Origin of the sequence: Anabaena sp. CCY 9613 (assembly GCF_963920895.1) — a bacterium.
Taxonomy (GTDB): domain Bacteria; phylum Cyanobacteriota; class Cyanobacteriia; order Cyanobacteriales; family Nostocaceae; genus Cyanocohniella.
In genome coordinates, this window is record NZ_CAWUDE010000024.1 from 39,558 (window position 1) to 61,231 (window position 21,674).

Sequence of the window (21,674 nt, forward strand, 5' to 3'; positions counted from 1 at the left end):
TATTTAGCCCTAATAAATTCTAGTCATTTCTCCCAGTAATTAGTTTTTATGTACTAAATATATTGGTTTCTTTGGGGTGTGACAGTTGAGGGTGCGGAATGTGGGCTAGATCACTTTAACGGTAAGCCCATCAACTTTGACGCATGTTTGATTGAAATTAACACTCTGACCCAAATGGCAACATACCTTGATTTTTCAAATATCCCTGAATCTCGCTGGATGGATTTGATTGATCAGGGGTTAGACATCAATCGGTAAGCGAAGATGGAATCCAGTATTCTGGACGACCATTATTGTGAATCACTTGATCAAAGACCTTGATGAGCCAGTCCTCAAAAGAGTCGGCAATAACGTGTTCTTGCCACTCTTCAAACGAATAATCATGTTGGCTATCAAGTACTCTGTACTCTGAATCGACATAAGTTGTTACATCAAAACTGCAAAAATCTCCGCTTAAAAACTGACCTAGATAACAAAACCCGATATATTTCTTTTCTTCGCCCTCTTCAATATAGATTTTGTCCGTCTCTTCATTGAAGGGAACAATACTGCCAGTGCTTTGAATCAGCAGTCCGCTATCCGCTAACCAAGGCAACGTTATGTTGTAAAGTGGCTGACTGCGGCAAAAAAGGTGCGCTCCATTGCTCAATTTTAAGAACTCTTTATAGCTATTTGGTAGGATAAGTCCAAGCTCTTCTTCACAGCGATAGATATCACCCTGAGTCGCAGGAGGATTAAACTTAAATCCCAGTTGAATACCTTGAGCAGTAAGAATTTGTTGCACCTGCTCAACTTTCCCTGATAACCAAGTCAGCATAAGCACTCCCAATCTAGCTTTGATTCTAACTACTAAAATTCTGCACTTTGTGGTGTTCGAGGAAAGGGGATGACATCGCGAATATTGCCCATACCTGTCATAAATTGTACAAGTCTTTCAAAACCTAAACCAAATCCAGCATGGGGAACGGTTCCATAACGACGTAAATCAAGATACCACCACAGATCTTCTGGTTGCATCCCTTGGGCTAAAATGCGGCGTTCGAGAACTTCTAGGCGTTCTTCCCGTTGAGAACCACCAATAATTTCGCCAATTTTCGGGGTAAGAATATCCATTGCGCGGACGGTTTTTTCATCATCACTCAAGCGCATATAAAAGGCTTTAATTTGCGCTGGATAATCTGTGACAATTACGGGTTTTTTAAATAGTTGTTCAGCTAGATAGCGTTCGTGTTCTGATTGTAAATCTAAGCCCCAACTTATCGGATATTCAAATTTGACATCGGCTTTTTCTAATAACTTGACTGCTTCTGTATAAGTTAAACGTTCAAATTGATTGTTAATAATATTGTCGGCTGTTGCTAAGACGGTATTATCAATGCGTTGGTTGAAAAACTCCATGTCTTCTGGGCATTTTTCTAACACATATTGAAAAACGTATTTGAGAAATGCTTCAGCTAAATCCATATTGCCATCTAGGTCACAAAAGGCCATTTCTGGTTCAACCATCCAAAATTCAGCTAGGTGGCGGGAGGTGTTGGAGTTTTCAGCACGGAATGTGGGGCCGAAGGTGTAGACATTAGAAAAAGCCATGGCCATGACTTCGGCTTCTAACTGTCCGCTAACTGTTAAATATGTGGGTTTAGCAAAAAAGTCTTGGGTGTAATCTATTGCTTGACTATCTGTGCGGGGAATATTTTTCAAATCTAAGCTGGTAACGCTGAATAATTCACCTGCGCCTTCGCAGTCGTTAGCGGTAATTACAGGTGTGTGTACCCATAAAAAGCCTCTTTCTTGGAAAAATTGGTGAATAGCCGCAGAACAGGCATTTCTGACGCGGAAAACTGCACCAAAGGAATTAGTCCGCGATCGCAAGTGTCCAATTGTGCGTAAAAATTCAAAAGAATGGCGTTTCTTTTGCAGGGGATACGTTTCGGGATCAGCCTCTCCGTAGACTTTCACAGTTTGGGCTGTTAATTCAACACGTTGTCCTTTACCTTGGGAAGCTACCAATACCCCATGCACTTCCACAGCCGCACCTGTATTAAGTTTTTTAATAGTAACTTCGTAGTCTGGCAAATCCTGATTCATGACGACTTGTAAATTCGCTAACGATGAACCGTCATTGACTTCTATAAACGCAAATCCTTTTAACTCACGTTTTGTTCTTACCCAACCTTGAATCACCAGGGACTCATCAGGTTGACTACTCCGTAAAATTTCGGCAATTCTTCTATTTTCCATAGTATATAAATTGTATTTCGTCAACTTAGAGAGTACACATATTAAAGAATATTAACATTTAAGTTAATGTAAAACTCAACTGAGGAATTAACCAACACAGGACTTTAATATCCAGCCTATAATAACTCCCATGCCGCCAAAGCGGACTATTTGCCAAAAAGGTTTCTTCAGACTCCGCCAAGAAAATAACTGGCTTTCTAAGTTTATTTCTAGGGCTTCTAACTGCTGTTTGATGTGCTGTAACTCAGCTTTGATTTCCGGAGTCTGATGTTTATTTTGGTTTAATTCCTGGCGACGCTGTTGCCATTGTGCCTGTTGCTGGCGATCGCCTTGTATTTGATGGTACCGTTCTCTTAACAAGACAAGCGATCGCTCTAAATCCTCTAGTTCTTGCTCAAAATCTGGTTCCTGATTTTCCTCTGGTGAAGGCTGAGATGATTGTTTAGGCGGCTTCATTGACAAGTAGTAAAGTAGATATAAATGCAACTTTGCCAATAGTTATGTCTCAACCTACCCAGTCGCTTCAAACCAGTCAATTGAATGAATTTAGCACTCTAGAACTAGCCCAAGCCCTCATGGAAAAGCTAAGTATTTCCCCTAACGATTGGCATCGCCTCAAGTCTAACCGCAATTCTCGCGCTAGTGAACAAGCAGCCGCAGCTCTGTTATATCTTGTCAAAAATCAGCCCCAAGAAGCCATAGTCAGATTAGAACAAGCCGTTGGTTGGTTAGATCGCTCCATTTCTGCACCTCCCTGTCCGAGTCATGGGAATAAGGGAGTGGGGAATGGGGAGTAGGCTTCGCCGTGAGCGTAGCTTCCCGAAGGGTACGGGAGTGGGGAGTAGGGAGTAACGAAGAAATTTCTCCCCTGCTCCCTGCCCCCCTGCTCCCTGCCCCCCTGCCTCTTTCCCCTAGCCCCTAACGTCGTAAAGACAACCGGGGGCGATTTTCCATTTGTTTACAAAGCCTCAATTCTGTGCCTTTGTGGTTCCACTCTACTTGATCGAAAATTTGATGCAGAAGACATAAACCACGCCCGCTTTCTGATTCGTCGGGTGGTAAATAATCTATTGGGTCTTCTTCACTAGCAGGTGTAGTAGGTACAGGTGCAAAACCTTGTCCTTGATCTGATATGACCCACCAATATTTATTATCTATTAAGGAAAAACGGACTACAACTGTTTTACTGGGATCAAGATTATTGCCATGTTTGGCTGCATTTACTAAGGCTTCTTGGAGTCCTAAACGCAGTTCTGCTTGCAATTTTGCAGGAATTTCTGCCAATAATAAATCTAAGATTGGACAAAGGTAAAGAGTTGAGGCAAAACTAATTGTGCCCCAATAGCGTCCAACTGGACGAAGGGAAATGGTAATCACAAGAGAAACCCCGTAGCTTTCAGTTAGCTAGACATCAGTTTGCTTTTACAGGCACCCTGATAAAAGTTGAGGTGGTCATGCTGCCTTCAAACTTGCGTCTTTAGATACTAAATTTTGAAAATGCTATGGAGCATTGACTCTGTTTATGAGGTTAGATTGCTGATACATAAAACGGCTGGGAAGGAATGTTAATGCAGTTAGCAACTAAAAGTGCTGGGCATTTTTTAGAAGAGTATTGGGATACCCTTTTTGTTGCCGATTCGTACTTGAAACAATCTTATTTCATGTTTTTGAGAGTTGATGCAACTTTTAATCTTTGTAACAAAATCGTTTTTATTTTTAGGTTAATTCGATTTTAGCATTTTTAGTATGCACTAGACTACGAATTTGCAATTTGAGTTTTTATCTAGGATTTAGTACCCCTATGCAAATGTGATAGCACAAGAAAGGCGGCAGCTTCCACATGGGCTGTTTGGGGAAAAAAGTCAGCGGGTTGTATCCGTGTAATAGTGTATAGCCCATCTTGGCACAACAATTTCAGGTCACGAGCGAGAGTGGCTACTTTACAACTGACGTAAACAATGCGATTAGGTTGCGATTGCAATAAAGAATCGATAACGGCGCGATCGCATCCTTTCCGTGGCGGATCAAGTAACATCACATCTGGTATTGTTCCCATTTTTGGCAGCAAATTCTCTACTGCGCCTACTTGAAATGTCACATTATGAATTTCATTGTGCTGGGCATTGACAATTGCCTGCTTTACAGCTTCTGGTTGGACTTCTAAGCCTGTAGCTTGGCGTACTTGTTTCGCTAAAGGTAAAGTTAAAGTCCCAATACCACAATAAGCATCAACTAGCAACTCATGTCCTTGAAGATTGAGTTCTGACTGAATTACTTGTAATAATGCTTCTGCGGTTTCTGTATAAACTTGAAAAAATGTATCTGGACCGACTTGAAATTCTAAGTCGGCGAATTGTTCTCGCAGATAAGGAACACCAGCAATGCAACGAGTTTGAGATCCAAAAATAGCATTAGTGCGATCGCTATTACGATTTAATGAAACTCCCACCACCTGAGGATAGCGTTTTAACCATTCCTGGGCTTGATCATTAATTTCCGGCAAATTCCAGTCCTTAACGACTAAAGTCAACAGCATTTCGCCAGTGCGTCTACCAATGCGTAAACTTAAATGTCTAATCTGTCCTTGATGGCGTTTTTCATCGTAAATTGACCAACCTAGCTGTTGAATGTCTTGTTTAACTTCAGCCAATAAAGGATTTAATCGCACATCTTGGACTGGACATTGATTCAAATTAACTAATTGGTGACTACCTTTTTGGTAATAACCAGCTTGTACTTGACCTGTAGCGGAAACTCCCAGAGGATAGGTAGCCTTGTTGCGATAGCCCAAAGACGAAGCCGCCGTCAGCACCGCATCTACTGGTGGATCAACAAAACCGCCAATACGTTGTAAAGCTTGGATAACTTGATTACGTTTAGCAGCCAACTGAAATTCATAATTAACATGTTGCCACTGACAACCACCACACTTATCAGCCACAATACAACTCGGTCGCACCCGGTGAGGAGATGGTTGCAACAGCTGCTGGAGTTTGCCGTGAGCATATTTAGGTTTAACATGTACCAAACGCACCATCGCGCGATCGCCTGGGACAGTATCCGGGACAAACACCACCAGTTCCTCAAAACGCCCCACACCATCACCCGTATCACTCAGGTCGGCGATCGTCAGTTCAATTAAATCACCCTGTTGTTTAGTCATTAGTCATTTCCGAGGAACCCCAGGAGGATATGGCTCCTCTATAAAATAGGCTACTGCTTTTACGCACAACTTTCACGTCGCGCATCTCGGCTCAATACCATTATGGCAATTATTGTCGTCAATAAAGATTTTAAGTATAAAATATATTAAGCAATAATATTTAAGTGCTTTAATACGTACATCACGGCAGCCAGGCGACTGGTAACACCAAACTTCTCATAAATGTGTTCTAAATGTTTCTTGACAGTGCGATCGCTCATTCCCAACTGCTTTGCTACCTCGTTTGTACTTTGATCCTTCGCCACCCAAAACAATACTTCTGCTTCCCGTTTAGTTAACCCCAACATTTGCAGTGCTTCAATTGAGAACTGGTTTGGTTGAGTTTCTTCTAACAACAAGTAAACCTGCCCCAGTTGTGCATTGTAATTCAAACGAATTGTCAAATGTCGCCCATCTAACTCTAAGCGCAGCGAGCTAGGAAAAGTACAAATATCCTTTGATTGGACTAACTCGAATACTTGACTTTTTACCCATCGTTGTAAAAGGTCAGGCAAAAAAATTTTGGACTTGGATGGTTGAAAATATTTATGTAGTATTTTCTCTGCTGGTTGAGTCATCCATTTCACCTTACCATCAATAGATAGTGAAATTATTGCTGCTTGCTCGGTTGCTTGACGCTGTTCGACAAGTTGATCCTGACAATGGTTAAAAGCAACCAGATTTTCATATGCCTGTTGCAGATGAGGACGAATCAGATTGAGAATCAGGCGATCGCGTTCTGTGAAATTGCGGCGATCGCGGCTGATTGATAAGGTTAACTGGTCTTGTCCTTGGTGAAACCGATCAGCATTCGCTATGGAGGGCAAATCAAAACGAATCATCATCTGGTCTTCTAACCCGAAGTGTTGGAAAAAACCTGCATACAACAAGTCTTGGCGATGAAATTCTGATTCACTGAAAAAGTCTGAAATTGCCAGCGCCTGCCCATCTAGGGTTTGGACATAATGGCGTGCAACTGGATGAGCTAAAAAATTTTGACGTTGCGCTGTGAATGATTCCGCGGCCATACCTATTTCAGGATGGGGAAAAGTATATATGCGTGGCAAGGTTGTATTCCGAATACTGAAACTGGTTATTCCCAATATTTCTGCACCTACTAACTTGGGTAAAGCCGTCAGTATTTGTGTAGGAAATTTATCAAGGCTGCAAGGCATGTAAAGCGATCGCAAAAACTCAAGCATCCGTTGCCAATCAGCATTTATCAGGGTTTCCATATTTTCCTACGAGTGAATAGGTGCTGCTTCACAATTAACTACGGCGATCTACGTATTGTATCTCTACAAAAAGTTTGGCATCTTAAATACCGTACTTACTAAAAAAACAGGATTAAATTCAGGTTTCCTACATATAGGTTAAGTATTTCCCACTATGGGAGTTACTTAAATATCTAATACTAATTCTCTCTATAAAAACATTTTGATCCCATCTATTTTTGTTTTCGTACCAAAGTCTATTAAATAGATACTACCACGGGACAAATGTGCTTTTTAGGAGACGATACCTGTTTGTCAACGCATTCTTTTCTGTCAATGCGTAAGTCCTAATTGATTTCGTCAAACAATATTTTTTGTAAAAAATAATTATGAAGACCACTCAAAAAAGTTACCGCGCTTCTCAACTTTTGTTAGCAGGTATATCCGGTATTCTATTTAACGTCTGTCTGACTTCAATTCCAGCACAAGCTCAGGTAGTACGGGCTAAAGCATGGGTATTAGCAAACCAGCCTAATACACCATTAAATACACCATATACACCAGATTTAAACTATCAATATAATTCCACCAATGCGACTAACCAAGCTACTCGTCTGGGAGTTGGTGAGTACAGAGTAAATTTTCCTAATTTGGGAACCGCAGGTGGCACTGTGCATGTATCTAGCTACGGCGGCAACCACCACTGCAAGGTGGTTTCCTGGGGTTCATCTGGAACTACCCAGCAGGTCAGGGTCAACTGCTTTACCCCAAATGGCGTTCCTGTGAATGGTCGCTTTACTGTCCTTTTCTACAAAGAATCCCGTAGGAGTACAACATGGACTGATGCATACCTTTGGGCTAACCAACCTACGACACCATCCTACACACCCAGTAACACTTACCAGTGGAATTCCAAGAGGACGATCAACACAGCCAGTCGTTTTGATACAGGTATAATTCGTTACCAAGCTACTTTGACCAGTTTGAATGTTGTGGGTGGAACAGTGTTGGTAACAGCTTATGGCTCTGGCTCAGAACGTTGTAAAGCTGTCAATTGGTTTCCCTCTGGTGGCAATACGTTAGTCAATGTGAACTGCTTCAATAGCAGTGGCAACCTTGTAGATACAAGATACAATTTGAGCTACATGACGGATGTTGCTATAGGCATAGATGTTTCCGAAAACACAGATTATGGTGGTTACGTCTGGGCTAACAATCCCACCGCAGGTTTCTATACTCCTGATCCCACTTATCAATTGAATAATACTGGTGGCACTAACACCATTACTCGTAACTCACTAGGCAAATATACTGTACGCTTTCCCAATCTCAAGCCATCTAACCGTACTACTGCTCAGGTAACTGCCTATGGAAGTGCTAGCGAATACTGCACGGTGAACTTTTGGAATAGTGATGGTAGTGGTGGCACGAATGTCAATGTTCAATGTTTCAACAGTTTGGGAAATCTTGTGGACACAAGATTCACATTGACCTATTTGACTAACCAGCAGATTCTTTTTTAGTTAGGACTTACGCAAGAACTTTCTGAAACTCTTATTTCTCCGTGTCCTCTGCGCCCTCTGTGGTAGCCTTCGGCACGCCCTTCGGTCTACATTTTTTCATGATTTTGCGTAAGTCCTGTTAGTTAAAGACCTAAAAAGTGGACACTTTTAAAATAATTTCGTTTTAAAAGCTGAAAATTTTTGTGCCTATTAAAAATTTCATCAGGAGATGGATTATGAATCAGAATTTTGGGAAATTAACAGGGGCGCTCGCTGGCACTGTTATCGGTGCTACCGTCCTAGAAATACCTGTCCTAGCTGCAACTGTCACCTACGACTTCACTGTCCAACTTTTTCCTTCTACTATTCCTATACCCTCTGAACTTTCAGACACTTATAATGGATTCTTCAGCTACGACACTGATACGTTTATCACTACTGCGACTGGTGATAGAGTTTTTCCCTTCGCAAACTTTTCGTTTTCTTTCTTGGAAGCAGATGGCTCTATCTCAACCACCTTTATTCCCAAGATTTATACTCTAAGCGATTTGGTTTCTTCTGTTTCATTCCCATCCAGCTTTGCCGTCGGAAACATTCCTACTGGAACTCCTCCTGCTACCAGTTCATTGTCTGGAGGATTTGTGTTCAATCTGAATCTTCCAAGAATATTTACAGATTCTCGGCAAGAGGTGCAAGGCATCTTTGTTGCGAATGTACCTACCCCAGGAAATTTTGCGAATAGTTTAAATTTAGTGACTATTTTTGATTGTCCTGAAGGTGTGATTGGATGTGAACTACCAATTGAACAGCAAATTGGTGAGTTTGTTAGTGTAACGCTGCGAGAAGGAGAACCACCAGTGGCGGCTGTCTCTGAACCAACTGCAATTGCTGGTCTGTTGTTGTTTGGCTTAGGCTTTTTATGGCGAAGAAAAGCTGGAACTTCGCGCACTGTGTAGATAATCCATACACAAACATAATCAAAATTGCAGCAAAAATCTTCTTTCTATTGAGTAAAAAAAATGGCTGTATTTAATAAATTTCTGGCAATAGCGATATCTACTGGTGTCACAATAGCTACTGGCATTCACTCTGAAATAGCAAAAGCAAGTTCATTGATTGGTGACACAATTCAGTATGAATACTTAGTTCCTGACTTAAGCACAGTTTTTGAATCTACAACAAGGGTGGTTCAGCCTGGACTTGCCGATCTGATTACTCAAACTGATGGGACTTTTGATATTTTCACTTTAAACCCAGAATCGAATGGGTTTAACGTTAATTTTTCCGTTGTAATTGGATTTTCATTTACTTCATTTAATGGATTCAGGCTTTCTAGTTTAGATTTCGACGATAGCAGCATTTTAACGGGATATACATTAGATACTAATATGGTTGGGCTAGAGGCTTCTCACATCAGCTTTACATCTAATACTTTTAGTGTTAACTTCCAGGGATTGGAAGCTGATGCTGATACCTTTATTGATGTCAATTTTATTACATCTGCTGTTTCTACCAGTGTTCCCGAACCTAGTCTGATGATAGGAATTTTGTCCATAAGTGGGTTGGGATGTGCATCTATGCTCAAGCGTAAATCACTACTTTGAGTGGCGGTGCATAAATGTGAGATAAATCAGTTAAATACAAGTATTTACCTATACTTTAGATAGTGAAGTAACAATCGAATTGAGTATTTAAGCTTGCCAACAGCAAACAATAATCCCACAGAGGTTTAAATATTTCCGCGCTGTGGTCTTCCGTAACCCAAGCTTAAATTCCTTGACCAATAATCCAACGGCGCGATCGCTCGTTCGAGTAGCGTGAGCTACAGCGCATAATCCAATGCCATTAACATATGCCTTTAAACAATCTTGTTTCACCTCATCTGCGTATCCTTTTGGGGGGTTTTCCACTACCAAACATTGCAATTCAATACATCACATCTCATATATCTTTCTTTGTGTACCTCAGACTCGTTAAACTAGCAAATAAATATTTCGCGTAATTGCCATAAATCATGACTGTAATTAGCCAAGTTATTCTCCAAGCCGATGACCAACTGCGTTATCCCAGCAGTGGCGAACTCAAAAGTATCAAGGAATTTTTGCAAACAGGGGTACAAAGGACGCGGATTGCTGCGACTTTAGCGGAGAACGAGAAAAAGATTGTTCAGGAAGCCACCAAAAAACTTTGGCAAAAGCGTCCTGATTTTATCGCACCCGGTGGCAATGCTTACGGTGAACGTCAGCGTTCTCTATGTATCCGTGACTTTGGCTGGTATTTGCGCTTGATCACTTATGGTGTACTTGCTGGTGACAAAGATCCAATCGAAAAAATTGGTTTAATCGGTGTCAGAGAAATGTACAATTCCTTAGGTGTCCCCGTACCAGGAATGGTAGAAGCGATCAATTCCTTAAAAACAGCCTCCCTGGACTTACTAAGTGCAGAAGATGCTGCCGAAGCTGCACCCTACTTTGATTACATCATTCAAGCGATGTCTTAATGCCAATTGGTGTTGCTTCTAGGAATGTAATTCCGGTCTACTAGATTAAAATCCATAAGATTTCTAATTTGATCATACTCTCCCCACTTTTGGTAGTGGCTTTGGCAAGCTTTTTGTCAGGTTATTAACCAGTTGTGGGGAAACTTTATTTGCCCATCCATCGACATAACAAAAAACCGACAGTCTTGATTTAAGTCTGTCGGTGATTAGTGTGTTCCCTATTAATGACTCGGCTAGAGTTCAGTAATAACCTATTATGGCAAATCGGGAATTGAGGTATACAGATCATAATCATCACTGCCAGTGATTTTTGTCACTTGATTTTTACCATTAATCTGCATCTACTCACGGAAATATATTTGGCTATGGAGTATAGATAGATAGATACAAATTTTATTGAAACACTAGCCCATCTGAGGGAAAATGTCTATTCGTCTTGTTCACATTGCACCAGCAACTATCCTGTTATTAACATTCTGGGGTTGCACGGTAACACAATCCAACCAAACTTCTCCAGGTAATAGCACAGGAGCTACACCCACTCCTATTCAAAGTAGTTATAACTCTAAAAGCGACAGACCTGAAACCAAAACTGCCACAATTAGTATTGAAGGGGAAGAAACTCCCATTAATCTGAGGCTTTACCAGGAATACAGCCAGTTATTTACTACCTACTATCCTGACGAAGATTTTATCAGCGAAGGGGTTAGTTCTGGTGAAGGTACAGGGGTCAGGTTTATTAGCAATTTCGACGGTAACAAAAATGAGGATGCTTATGTCAGCTTTTCCTTCCTCAACAGTTTTCAAACTCTAGAACAGCTAAGAAACTTTGTGAATGGAGCATCTGGCCTCATAGCATCTAATGGATGGCAAATTGTCAACCAAACGCAAGATGCTTCTTACCCTTGGTCTCAAGAACAAATTGTTTTCCGCGAAGGGCAAGACATAACAGGAGTTATTTATCTTGGGGAACAAAATGGCAAAGTTTTCTATGCAGTTACCCATTATCCTCTGGAATACGGTGATGGATTTGCACCAAGAGCCGATTTTATTTTACAAAACCTGCAAGTTAGTGAATAGAGGTTAGAGGTTAGAGGTTAGAGGTTAGAGGTTAGAGGTTAGGAAATATTATCTCCTGCACCCTGCCTCTTCTTCCCAGTCCCTAATCCCCACTACATGGTCGTTAATTTGAGTAATTAAATCGATACAATAAGGCTCTGTACTCGTTGGTGCATTATTTCCATGACCGCCACATCCTCTACACCTTTTTCTCCCCAAGAAATCGCTGCCGAAGGTCTTAAACCAGAAGAATATGCAGAAATTGTTCGACGGTTAGGACGTCATCCCAACAAAGCCGAACTGGGAATGTTTGGGGTGATGTGGTCAGAGCATTGCTGTTATAAAAATTCACGACCTTTGCTCAAACAGTTTCCTACCACAGGCCCCCGCATTCTGGTTGGCCCCGGTGAAAACGCTGGGGTTGTAGATTTAGGTGACGGACTGCAACTGGCATTTAAGATTGAATCCCATAACCATCCCTCAGCTGTGGAACCCTTCCAAGGAGCCGCCACAGGTGTAGGAGGTATTCTCAGAGATATCTTTACAATGGGTGCGCGTCCCATTGCTTTATTAAACTCATTACGTTTTGGTTCCCTAGAAGATCCAAAAACCCAACGTTTATTTACTGGTGTTGTCGCTGGTATCAGCCACTATGGTAACTGTGTAGGAGTGCCTACCGTCGGCGGTGAAGTTTACTTTGACCGGGCTTACGCAGGGAATCCGTTAGTGAATGTTATGGCACTAGGTTTGATGGAAACACCAGAAATCGTCAAATCTGGGGCATCTGGTCTAGGTAACCCTGTACTGTATGTTGGTTCTACCACTGGACGTGATGGTATGGGAGGGGCCAGTTTTGCTAGTGCAGAATTAAGTGATAAATCAGTAGATGACCGCCCGGCTGTGCAAGTCGGCGACCCATTTTTGGAAAAGTCTTTGATTGAAGCTTGCCTCGAGGCGTTTAAGACTGGGGCAGTTGTTGCCGCCCAGGATATGGGTGCAGCGGGGATCACTTGTTCTACATCGGAAATGGCAGCCAAAGGTGGTGTGGGTATTGAACTGGATTTAGATAAAATTCCTGTGCGAGAAACAGGGATGGTTCCTTATGAATACCTGCTTTCCGAATCCCAAGAACGAATGCTGTTTGTTGCCCACAAAGGACGTGAACAAGAGCTAATTGATATTTTCCATCGCTGGGGACTTCAGGCTGTGGTTGCGGGGACAGTAATTGCTGAACCCATTGTGCGGATTCTTTTCCAAGGAGGAGTAGCAGCAGAAATTCCCGCTGAAGCATTGGCAGAAAATACACCACTTTATGAGCGGGAATTATTGACAGAACCACCAGAATATGCGCGTACAGCTTGGCAATGGACACCTGATTGTTTGCCTCCTTGTACAACTACTGGCATTGAAGTTCAAGGACGCCTGCAATCTTGGAGTGATCTTCTTTTAACCTTGCTGGATACACCCACCATCGCCTCGAAAAGCTGGGTGTATCGTCAGTATGATCATCAAGTGCAGAACAACACCGTTATTTTGCCTGGTGGTGCTGATGCTGCTGTAGTGCGCCTACGTCCCTTGGAAGGTGAAACAGGGAAAACACTTAATTACCAAAGCGGTGTGGCGGCTACTGTAGACTGTAATCCTCGCTATGTTTATCTTGACCCCTATGAGGGAGCTAAGGCAGTGGTGGCAGAAGCAGCCCGCAATCTTAGCTGTGTGGGTGCAGAACCTCTAGCGGTGACAGATAACCTCAATTTTGGCAGTCCAGAAAAACCCATTGGTTATTGGCAATTAGCAGAAGCTTGTCGGGGTTTGGCCCAAGGGTGTCGAGAATTAGAAACACCAGTTACAGGCGGAAATGTTTCTTTATACAACGAAACCTTAGATTCCCAAGGTAACCCACAACCCATTTATCCTACCCCTGTGGTAGGGATGGTAGGGTTGATTCCCGATTTAAGTAAAATTTGTGGTCAAGCTTGGCAAGCAGCAGGCGATGTCATTTATCTGCTGGGATTACCTTTGACATCTCCCGTTAGCTTGGGAGGATCGGAATATTTAGCTACTATCCACAACACTGTAGCCGGAAAACCACCACGGGTAGATTTTGACTTAGAACGCCGTGTGCAGCAAGTTTGTCGCGGGGGCATTCGTGCGGGTTGGATACGTTCAGCCCATGATTGTGCTGAGGGAGGAATAGCTGTTGCAATAGCAGAATGTTGTATTGCTGGCAACCTGGGTGCCCGAATAAATTTAGAAATTCTCAGTACACAATCACAACGACTAGATCAAATCCTCTTCGGTGAAGGCGGGGCCAGAATTTTAGTTTCTGTCACATCCACAGACCAGGAAATTTGGGAATCATACTTACAAGAACATCTGGATCAAAAATGGCAAAAAATAGGTACAGTTGGTAATTCTGACAGTTCTGAGGTAAGTTTGGGGGTTTTAACCACTGATAACCAAACCTTAATCAAGGTTAGTATTGAACATATGCAGGATCGCTATTCACAGGCGATCGCTAAACGTCTCGTAACCAATGCAAATACCACTAGTTAATTAATTTGAATCCCCTACCCCTGGATGATTAACGTCTCTGAGCCTAATTACGGTACTGTTTTAATAAGTGGTTAAAGATTTATTAAGAAATCTGCAACTATCCAGAGACTTAATCCCAGTGACTTGACACCCAAACCAGGAGCAAAGCTAGCATGATTCCCATCCATCCCGTCACTCCGGATGAATACCCCAATCAGACTGACAACCCAATTCATAGTCATGAACATCGTTCTGATAAGCCCGAAGAAGCTTGCGGTGTTTTTGGCATCTACGCACCAGAAGAAGATGTTGCTAAACTGACCTACTTTGGATTGTATGCCCTCCAGCACCGGGGTCAAGAATCAGCTGGCATTGCCACTTTTGAGGGTGCAAAAGTCCATCTGCACAAAGACATGGGTTTAGTGTCTCAAGTCTTTAATGAAACCGTTTTGGATCAGTTGCCGGGTAACTTAGCTGTTGGTCATACTCGTTATTCCACCACAGGTTCTAGCCGCAAAGCTAATGCCCAACCCGCTGTGGTTGAGACCCGCTTAGGTTCATTAGGTCTAGCACACAATGGCAATTTAGTCAATACTGTGCAATTGCGAGCAGAATTACTCCAAACCAAAGCTAATTTAATCACAACCACCGATTCAGAAATGATCGCCTTTGCGATCGCCGAAGCCATCAACGCTGGTGCAGATTGGCTAGAAGGTTCAATTCAGGCATTTAAACGCTGCCAAGGCGCCTTCAGTTTAGTTATTGGTACTCCCGATGGCGTCATGGGTGTGCGTGACCCCAATGGCATCCGTCCCTTAGTTATTGGGACATTGGCTGGTAATCCCATTCGTTATGTCTTGGCTTCGGAAACTTGTGGTTTAGATATTATTGGTGCCGAATACCTGCGCGACGTAGAACCAGGCGAGTTAGTGTGGATTACTGAAGAAGGTTTGGCTTCTTACCATTGGAGTGAACAGCCGCAGCGTAAGTTGTGTATCTTTGAGATGATTTACTTTGCCCGTCCCGATAGCGTCATGCACAACGAAAGTTTATACAGCTATCGAATGCGGTTAGGGCGGCAAATTGCCCTCGAATCAGCCGTGGATGCGGATATTGTTTTTGGGGTCCCTGATTCTGGCATACCTGCTGCCATTGGCTTTTCCCAAGCCTCTGGCGTACCCTACGCCGAAGGACTAATTAAAAATCGCTATGTAGGGCGAACCTTTATTCAGCCAACACAATCCATGCGCGAGACGGGGATTCGCATGAAACTTAACCCCCTGAAAGATGTGCTAGTGGGTAAACGAGTGATTATTGTGGATGACTCAATTGTCCGGGGTACAACCAGTCGGAAACTGGTAAAAGCCTTGCGGGATGCGGGTGCAGCAGAAGTACACATGCGAATCTCTTCCCCACCTGTGACTCATCCTTGCTTTTACGGCATCGACACCGATACCCAGGATCAACTAATTGCTGCCACCAAGTCAGTAGCAGAAATTGCCCAGCAGTTGGAAGTAGATAGTCTCGCCTATCTCAGTTGGGAGGGAATGCTTGAGGCTACAGGTGAAGACACCAATAGTTTCTGTTCAGCTTGCTTTACAGGGGATTATCCGGTGGCTATTCCTGAACAGGTGAAGCGTTCTAAGCTGATTTTGGAGAAGGTCGTGGTTTAGGGACTGGAAACTGGGGAAATCGGGACCCCTCTGGAGATAAGGGGCAATGGGGACTGGGGTGCAGAAATTTTTCAATGCCCCATGTCCACCCAGGCTAGAATTAATCACAGGACTTACGCAAAATCATGAAAAAACGTAGACCGAAGGGCGTGCAGAAGGCTACCACAAAGGACACAAAGGACACGAAGGAAAGAGGGTTTCAGAGAGTTATTGCGTAAATCCTAAATCAATTAAATAGTCATCAGGATTAATATCCAACACATCAGATGCGGTAAAGGGGCACAATGCCGGGAACGTAGCTAAAGGGAACTGGGTTTCAACAGCTGCCGCTTTGCAGGCTTCATGGTAGCATTCATCCAATGCAGCATCAAAGTGACGCTTCAAACTAGGACTATTTTTTAAGGCTTTGTTTAATCTGCGCGAGTGTTCAATAATAGTATAAGACCAACTCACAGAGCGTTTTTCGGGCTGATAATTCCACTTAAGTAAATGTTGAAGTACCCGGATGAGATTACTCTCTAGAGCATCTTTCTCACTGCGACTCATCCCTTCAATTTCTTCAAGTATATTTTCAATGTCTAATTGGTCTAACCTCCCTTCTCTCAGTAGAAGCGCTGTTTCTTCTAACCAGAGATTAAAGTCAGTTTCGTAAAGGGTTTTTACAGGAAGCATTTTGTAAATCCTCCTATTTAGTTATGGATTGGTTTCCCACAGGATGCACCGAAAAATCCGTACTTCATTCAAATCAAAAGTGCTGTATCTCTATCTAAATAAAAATTAGGGGGAAAAATCAATATCGAAAATTTCACTATGAGAGAAAGGGCAACTTTCAGGAAACGTACTAATAGATAGTTGAGTTTCTCTACTAGCTGATTTTCTAGCCAGTTGATAACATTTATCAAATACTGTAGCTAAATAATTTTTTTCTAAACTAGGACTGTCTTCAAATATTAATAAGATTTGACGGCGTTGCTCATCAATAGTTGATAACCAACTATAAGACTGCTTTTCAGATTGATATTTCCATTTGAGTAAGTGCATTAGTAAAATGATTAATCGATTTTGTAATTCTCGTTTATCACTTTTACCCATTGTTTCAATTTCTTCAATGAGATGCACCAAGTCTAATTGATGAAATTCTTTGTTATGTAACTGCTGTAAGGTGGCATCTATCCACAGTTGATAATCAGTATCATAGAGCGTTGCTTTTGACTCTGATTGCATAATCAATTCCTCGGACTTTAGTTATGTTGCATAAACTCGATTTTGGGTAATAAAGGATCTGTCACAATACCCACACCACTAAAACCCCAACGTTTAAGCAAGTTTCCTAACTGTGTACCGGGAATAGATTCCACGGCAAAGCGATTAGCTATCTCTGCTGCATGGGTGTTGAGATAGCTTAAGGCATCAAAGTGTTCACGAAATAGCAATAGATAGCCCGATGATTCGGCATCAGGACGGGCTATGAGATAACGACCATCAGTAGGCGATCGCACTAAATAAAAAATTTCAGATAACATACTCAATTAAGATTCTAGACGAATCCGGGGGTCGGCTACTTTGAGCAATAAGTCTGCTAGCAAGTTACCTATGTTCAACAGTACCGCACTCATCACTAGGCTGGCCATAACTAAATACTGGTCTTTAGCTATTACTGCCTGTAAAGTCAATCTCCCTAAACCGGGCCAGTTAAAGAATTGTTCGGCAATAAATGCCCCACCTAACAAACCAGCTAACTCAAAGCCTAACAAAGTAATTAGTGGGTTGATGGCATTACGCAGGGCATGAACGTAAATCACCCGATTTTCTGGCAGTCCTTTAGCACGAGCTGTTTGGATGTAATCTTGACGTAGAACATCTAACAATTCACCGCGTGTGATTCTTTGTAAACCCGCAAAGCTAGTAATACTCAAGGCAATAGTCGGTAAAATCATGTGCCAGCCGACATCGATTATTTTACCGAACCAGGAAAAATCAGCATGATTAATGCTAGTCATGCCGCCCACCGGAAATAAAGGCGAGGTGATTTGGGCAAATATCAGTAAAAACAGGGCAGTGATGAAGCTGGGAAATCCTTGTCCTGTGTAGCTAATTACCTGTAAAATCCGGTCAGTAGCTTTATTTTGCTTAACAGCGGCTAGAATCCCAAAAGGAATCGCTATTGACCAGGTAAGGAATAAAGACGATATCGCTAAGAGCAAGGTGGCGGGAACTCTCTCCCACAACAAAGAAGCTACCGAGCGTTGATAAACAAAACTAGTACCAAAATCTCCCTGCGTAAAGATTCGCCACAGCCATAACCCAAACTGTTCTGGCCAAGATTTATCTAAACCAAACTGCTGTCTTAGTTCCTCAATTCTTTCTGGAGAAATTCTTGGATTTTGCCGCAGGGTATCGACATAATCCCCTGGAGACAATTTCATGATGAAAAACGACAGCGCCGTTGCCAACAATAAGGTGAACAGTGCTTGTAATACCCGCTTGACTACATAAGCAAAAGTTTCGTTGGCGAATAGCCTAATTAGCCAATCCCAAGCTGTCTCCAATTGAATTTTCGTATAAGTCATGGCAGTTTAGTCATTGGTCATTGGTTCTTGGTCATTAGTCATGGGCTGCGAAAAGAATGACTAATACTCAATTAGGGAAATAATCGGCACATCTGGGAGATTTTTTCGTCCTTGTAAATCCCGTAGCTCGATAATAAACCCAAATCCTACGAGTTCGCAGCCAATCTTTTGCACTAGCTTTGCCGTGGCACTGGCTGTGCCACCTGTTGCAATTAAATCGTCCACAATTAAAACACGGCTGTCTGGCTGCAAAGCATCTTGATGCATTTCTAAACAATCTGTACCATACTCTAGTTCATATTCAATGGAGTGAACTGCTGCTGGTAACTTCCCAGGTTTACGCACAGGAATAAAACCAGCCCCTAATTGATAAGCTAGCGGAGGCCCAAAAATAAACCCCCTGGACTCCATGCCCACAACATAATCTGCTTGTAGTCCAGATTGAATGCATTTTTCTGCAAAAAAGTCAATAGTATGTCGCAATCCATCTGGATCGCGCAGTAAAGTAGTTATATCCCGAAATAAAATTCCGGGTTTGGGGAAATCTGGGATATCGCGAATGAGAGACTTTAAATCCATAAATTATGCGGGAGTGGGGAGTAGGGAGTGGGGAGTAGGTGGATGGGAAAGATGAAGGGTGAGGGAGATGTCTTTAGCACAAGCTGAAAGTATTTCCCCAGTAACCAGTAACCAGTCCCCAGTACCTGAAAAATCGTACACTATAATGTCATACGCTTGGGCTAAAGGTGCCTAGTTTGTAAATCCATTGACGATACTTAGAATCTACACCAAGCTAAAGATATGCTGGTAATTACAAAATAGGAGAATAAAGTTATGTTTTGAAAGTTAAATTTAACTATTGGGAAACCTGTGAGTAGAACAACTAAGTGATGTAAAGATCAGGTAGACTTGCTACTGTCACAAGTCTAATTTTCTTATTTGGCTACTTATCTTAAATTAGTTGTACTAGTTTTATTTAGTCTGTTAGAACCGCACAAGGTATTTTAGAGAATGAATGTCTCCGCCAGCTTAACGCCGTTCAATAGTCCAACACCCCCCTCAGTGCCGATGATTCTGGACACTTTACCAGACCCTGCGATCTCATCACAGGGTTGTCCCCCTAGAACCCGGTTGCAAGTTGATCTCATGTTACTGGCGATTGAAGCTTTAGAGCTGGGTGGTTCTGAAGCCATTCTGGCTTTTGCTGAAGAATTGGAATTGCAGGGAATTATTAAAAATCGGGTAAATTTATGGCGGATGCGTAGCTCGAATCCTATGCGAAGAGCGCATATCCGTCGTCCCTTGACCATCATGGAAGCAAAAGCTTTGGTGGTAATTGCCTGCTATATAGCGCGGCGGTTAACAGTTGTCATTCGTCAGATGTTGATGTTATATCAACAAATGAGTGAAAAGCAGATCCCACTAGAACAAAATTTGCGGCTATCTAATTATCTAGAGCGGTTTCGCGTACACTTTAAAAGTCGGATGAATGCTCGACGTTCTAACGTACTGGCATTAACTTCTGATGAAAAATTAGATGAGCTAGCGATGAATTTATTGGGACAATTATTATTTTGTACTGGCACAGCTGGAATGCAGCGATTTTGGATCAGTCTTTTTGACGGTGAAGTGGAATGAATATCCAACGTAAATACAGTCTACCTAATTGTACGTTGCTGTTAGAGGGTTTAAGTGATGCATCAAGGCCGACAAACTACCAAGAAATGCGTCCAGAATTATCAATATTGGTAAATGCAGAATGCTATATAAATGGCTATAATCAGCCTCTTGTGGGAGGACGGGAATTTTTTGAAAGTTTGGTGAGGGCGGTTAGTGGCTATGCCCAAGAATTTTTGAGTAATGTGTCAAATCCACAGGCGCACAATCAAGAATCAGAATTAGTTGAAGTACAAAAAATTAGCACTAACCAACACAGGTTAATAGTGCATTCTGAGGTCACTTCTGAGGGTTTTGAGTCTAACCCTAACTATAATAAACCGCCTACACAAATAGACTTAAACACGGTGCAATTATTTGATCTAGTCGAAGCTGTAGATCAGTTTTTTGCTGACACCCAAACTCTACCAGAGTTATCACTAGAATTACAACCAGTTGCTAGACGTTACGGCAGTGGTAACCAAGCATTGCTCAAACAAGCAGTACCGGCGGGCATAGGGATTTCTAGTGTAGCAGTGGCCGCGATCGCCTTTAGTTTGATTCCTGCGCCAGAAATGCGCCCACCAGAACCAAAGCCAGAGGAGCAAACTAGTACTACAGCACCTAGTTCTAATGCTGCTGCACCCACTCCCATATCACCAGAAGTGGAAACTCCAGCACCAACTCCGACTCCTATTAATGTAGCTAGTCCTATACCGGCTCCCACAACAGCAACAGCACCTACAGTTACAGATTTAGAAGCACTTTTAAATACAGTTACAGAAATTACTGATCCATCCCAACTACGCGCCTTAAATCGCCAAGTTTATAACCAAATTAATCCCACTTGGACTGAGCGCTCAGATGTCACACAAGATTTAGTTTATCGTTTGGGTGTAGCAGCAGATGGTGCGATCGTGGGTTATAAAGCGGTGAATCAAGGAGCAAACGAAGACATCGAGTTAACTCCCTTGCCTAACTTGCTTTACAATCCAGCTAACCGTTCTCCAATTAACAATGAACCCATAGCCCAGTTTAAAGTAGTCTTTACTAACAAAGGGGTGCTAGAAGTTAGTCCTTGGCGGGGATATGCCAGAACACCAGATGTAATTGGTGCTAGAATTACAGCCCCTAACGAAATTAAAACTTTAAATCAAACACTTTATGATAATGTGCGTAAAAATTGGAGTGGTACCCCTAATTTTACGCGAGATTTAAGGTATCGGGTGGCCGTAAACAAAGATGGCATGATTGCTGATTATGAACCACTAAACCAAGTTGCTTTTGACCATTTCCGCGAAACACCTTTACCTAATATGTTTCAAGAAATTTACGGTTCCAATGTAGCTGCACCTAATAACAAAGACCCTATGGCACATTTTCAAGTGATATTTAAACCTAGTGGTTCATTAGAAGTTGCTCCTTGGCAGGGGTATCAGTGATTGGGGAACTCGGTAAAAAGGGTAATGGGGACTGGGGACTGGGGACTGGGGACTGGGGACTGGGGACTGGGGACTGGGGA

22 protein-coding genes are annotated in these 21,674 nt (G+C 42.4%); 10 read left to right on the plus strand and 12 right to left on the minus strand.

Annotation, left to right across the window (positions count from 1 at the left end; genetic code table 11):
* Positions 1-247: 247 nt before the first annotated feature.
* The 3 genes from ACM0OT_RS21580 to ACM0OT_RS21590 all read right to left on the minus strand — a co-directional run bounded on the left by ACM0OT_RS21580 (position 248) and on the right by ACM0OT_RS21590 (position 2,697).
* Positions 248-817, minus strand: coding sequence for an SMI1/KNR4 family protein (locus ACM0OT_RS21580; RefSeq protein ID WP_414566440.1), 570 nt, complete (start codon positions 815-817; stop codon positions 248-250).
* Positions 818-849: 32 nt separating this feature from the next.
* A complete protein-coding gene (asnS, locus tag ACM0OT_RS21585) occupies positions 850-2,241 on the minus strand; it encodes an asparagine--tRNA ligase (protein ID WP_414566441.1) in 1,392 nt (463 codons plus the stop codon).
* Between the two features lie 87 nt (positions 2,242-2,328).
* Positions 2,329-2,697, minus strand: a complete 369-nt coding sequence (locus tag ACM0OT_RS21590) for a hypothetical protein (protein ID WP_414566442.1) — start codon at positions 2,695-2,697, stop codon at positions 2,329-2,331.
* A 44-nt stretch (positions 2,698-2,741) separates the two neighbouring features.
* Between ACM0OT_RS21590 and ACM0OT_RS21595 the strand changes: the two genes are divergently transcribed.
* On the plus strand, positions 2,742-3,038 hold the full coding sequence (locus ACM0OT_RS21595; protein WP_414566443.1) for a DUF6439 family protein: 297 nt from the start codon (positions 2,742-2,744) through the stop codon (positions 3,036-3,038).
* Between the two features lie 121 nt (positions 3,039-3,159).
* Here ACM0OT_RS21595 and ACM0OT_RS21600 read toward each other — a convergent pair whose 3' ends face one another.
* The 3 genes from ACM0OT_RS21600 to ACM0OT_RS21610 form a co-directional block, all read right to left on the minus strand.
* The gene (locus ACM0OT_RS21600; protein ID WP_414543495.1) at positions 3,160-3,618 is read right to left on the minus strand and encodes an ATP-binding protein; all 459 of its coding nucleotides are present in this window, start codon (positions 3,616-3,618) and stop codon (positions 3,160-3,162) included.
* Between the two features lie 406 nt (positions 3,619-4,024).
* Entirely contained in the window at positions 4,025-5,404 is a 1,380-nt protein-coding gene (rlmD, locus tag ACM0OT_RS21605) for a 23S rRNA (uracil(1939)-C(5))-methyltransferase RlmD (protein ID WP_414566444.1), read from the minus strand.
* Between the two features lie 146 nt (positions 5,405-5,550).
* On the minus strand, positions 5,551-6,678 hold the full coding sequence (locus ACM0OT_RS21610) for a response regulator transcription factor (RefSeq protein ID WP_414566445.1): 1,128 nt from the start codon (positions 6,676-6,678) through the stop codon (positions 5,551-5,553).
* Between the two features lie 368 nt (positions 6,679-7,046).
* On the opposite strand from ACM0OT_RS21610, the gene ACM0OT_RS21615 reads away from it, so the two are divergent.
* The 3 genes from ACM0OT_RS21615 to ACM0OT_RS21625 all read left to right on the plus strand — a co-directional run bounded on the left by ACM0OT_RS21615 (position 7,047) and on the right by ACM0OT_RS21625 (position 9,763).
* On the plus strand, positions 7,047-8,180 hold the full coding sequence (locus ACM0OT_RS21615; protein ID WP_414566446.1) for a hypothetical protein: 1,134 nt from the start codon (positions 7,047-7,049) through the stop codon (positions 8,178-8,180).
* Between the two features lie 215 nt (positions 8,181-8,395).
* A complete protein-coding gene (locus ACM0OT_RS21620; protein ID WP_414566447.1) occupies positions 8,396-9,115 on the plus strand; it encodes a hypothetical protein in 720 nt (239 codons plus the stop codon).
* A gap of 63 nt (positions 9,116-9,178) precedes the next feature.
* Positions 9,179-9,763 carry a hypothetical protein gene (locus ACM0OT_RS21625; protein ID WP_414566448.1) on the plus strand — a complete coding sequence of 195 codons (585 nt, stop codon included), beginning with the start codon at positions 9,179-9,181 and terminating at the stop codon, positions 9,761-9,763.
* 87 nt (positions 9,764-9,850) lie between these two features.
* On the opposite strand, the gene ACM0OT_RS21630 is transcribed toward ACM0OT_RS21625, so the two are convergent.
* Positions 9,851-10,069 (minus strand): hypothetical protein, encoded by a 219-nt coding sequence (locus ACM0OT_RS21630; RefSeq protein ID WP_414566449.1) that lies wholly within the window; start codon positions 10,067-10,069, stop codon positions 9,851-9,853.
* Between the two features lie 104 nt (positions 10,070-10,173).
* Here ACM0OT_RS21630 and ACM0OT_RS21635 point away from each other — a divergent pair, with 104 nt between their 5' ends.
* The 4 genes from ACM0OT_RS21635 to purF all read left to right on the plus strand — a co-directional run bounded on the left by ACM0OT_RS21635 (position 10,174) and on the right by purF (position 15,926).
* Complete coding sequence (locus ACM0OT_RS21635; protein WP_414566450.1) at positions 10,174-10,659, plus strand: allophycocyanin; 486 nt, start codon at positions 10,174-10,176, stop codon at positions 10,657-10,659.
* A 423-nt stretch (positions 10,660-11,082) separates the two neighbouring features.
* A complete protein-coding gene (locus ACM0OT_RS21640; RefSeq protein ID WP_414566451.1) occupies positions 11,083-11,739 on the plus strand; it encodes a hypothetical protein in 657 nt (218 codons plus the stop codon).
* 162 nt (positions 11,740-11,901) lie between these two features.
* Positions 11,902-14,274, plus strand: coding sequence for a phosphoribosylformylglycinamidine synthase subunit PurL (gene purL / locus ACM0OT_RS21645; protein WP_414566452.1), 2,373 nt, complete (start codon positions 11,902-11,904; stop codon positions 14,272-14,274).
* A gap of 152 nt (positions 14,275-14,426) precedes the next feature.
* Complete coding sequence (gene purF, locus ACM0OT_RS21650) at positions 14,427-15,926, plus strand: amidophosphoribosyltransferase (protein WP_414566453.1); 1,500 nt, start codon at positions 14,427-14,429, stop codon at positions 15,924-15,926.
* A gap of 207 nt (positions 15,927-16,133) precedes the next feature.
* Here purF and ACM0OT_RS21655 read toward each other — a convergent pair whose 3' ends face one another.
* The 5 genes from ACM0OT_RS21655 to ACM0OT_RS21675 all read right to left on the minus strand — a co-directional run bounded on the left by ACM0OT_RS21655 (position 16,134) and on the right by ACM0OT_RS21675 (position 19,075).
* Positions 16,134-16,598 carry a DUF29 domain-containing protein gene (locus ACM0OT_RS21655; RefSeq protein WP_414566454.1) on the minus strand — a complete coding sequence of 155 codons (465 nt, stop codon included), beginning with the start codon at positions 16,596-16,598 and terminating at the stop codon, positions 16,134-16,136.
* A gap of 105 nt (positions 16,599-16,703) precedes the next feature.
* Positions 16,704-17,150 (minus strand): DUF29 domain-containing protein, encoded by a 447-nt coding sequence (locus ACM0OT_RS21660; protein ID WP_414566455.1) that lies wholly within the window; start codon positions 17,148-17,150, stop codon positions 16,704-16,706.
* Between the two features lie 17 nt (positions 17,151-17,167).
* Positions 17,168-17,449 carry a hypothetical protein gene (locus tag ACM0OT_RS21665; protein WP_414566456.1) on the minus strand — a complete coding sequence of 94 codons (282 nt, stop codon included), beginning with the start codon at positions 17,447-17,449 and terminating at the stop codon, positions 17,168-17,170.
* 6 nt (positions 17,450-17,455) lie between these two features.
* Entirely contained in the window at positions 17,456-18,496 is a 1,041-nt protein-coding gene (locus ACM0OT_RS21670) for an ABC transporter permease (protein ID WP_414566457.1), read from the minus strand.
* 60 nt (positions 18,497-18,556) lie between these two features.
* Positions 18,557-19,075: an adenine phosphoribosyltransferase gene (locus ACM0OT_RS21675; protein ID WP_414566458.1), complete on the minus strand. Its 519-nt coding sequence runs from the start codon at positions 19,073-19,075 to the stop codon at positions 18,557-18,559.
* Between the two features lie 432 nt (positions 19,076-19,507).
* Between ACM0OT_RS21675 and ACM0OT_RS21680 the strand changes: the two genes are divergently transcribed.
* Both ACM0OT_RS21680 and ACM0OT_RS21685 read left to right on the plus strand, forming a co-directional pair.
* Entirely contained in the window at positions 19,508-20,134 is a 627-nt protein-coding gene (locus ACM0OT_RS21680; protein ID WP_414566459.1) for a DUF3038 domain-containing protein, read from the plus strand.
* A complete protein-coding gene (locus ACM0OT_RS21685; protein ID WP_414566460.1) occupies positions 20,131-21,594 on the plus strand; it encodes a DUF4335 domain-containing protein in 1,464 nt (487 codons plus the stop codon). The genes ACM0OT_RS21680 and ACM0OT_RS21685 overlap by 4 nt, the downstream gene beginning before the upstream one ends.
* The last annotated feature ends 80 nt before the right edge of the window (positions 21,595-21,674 follow it).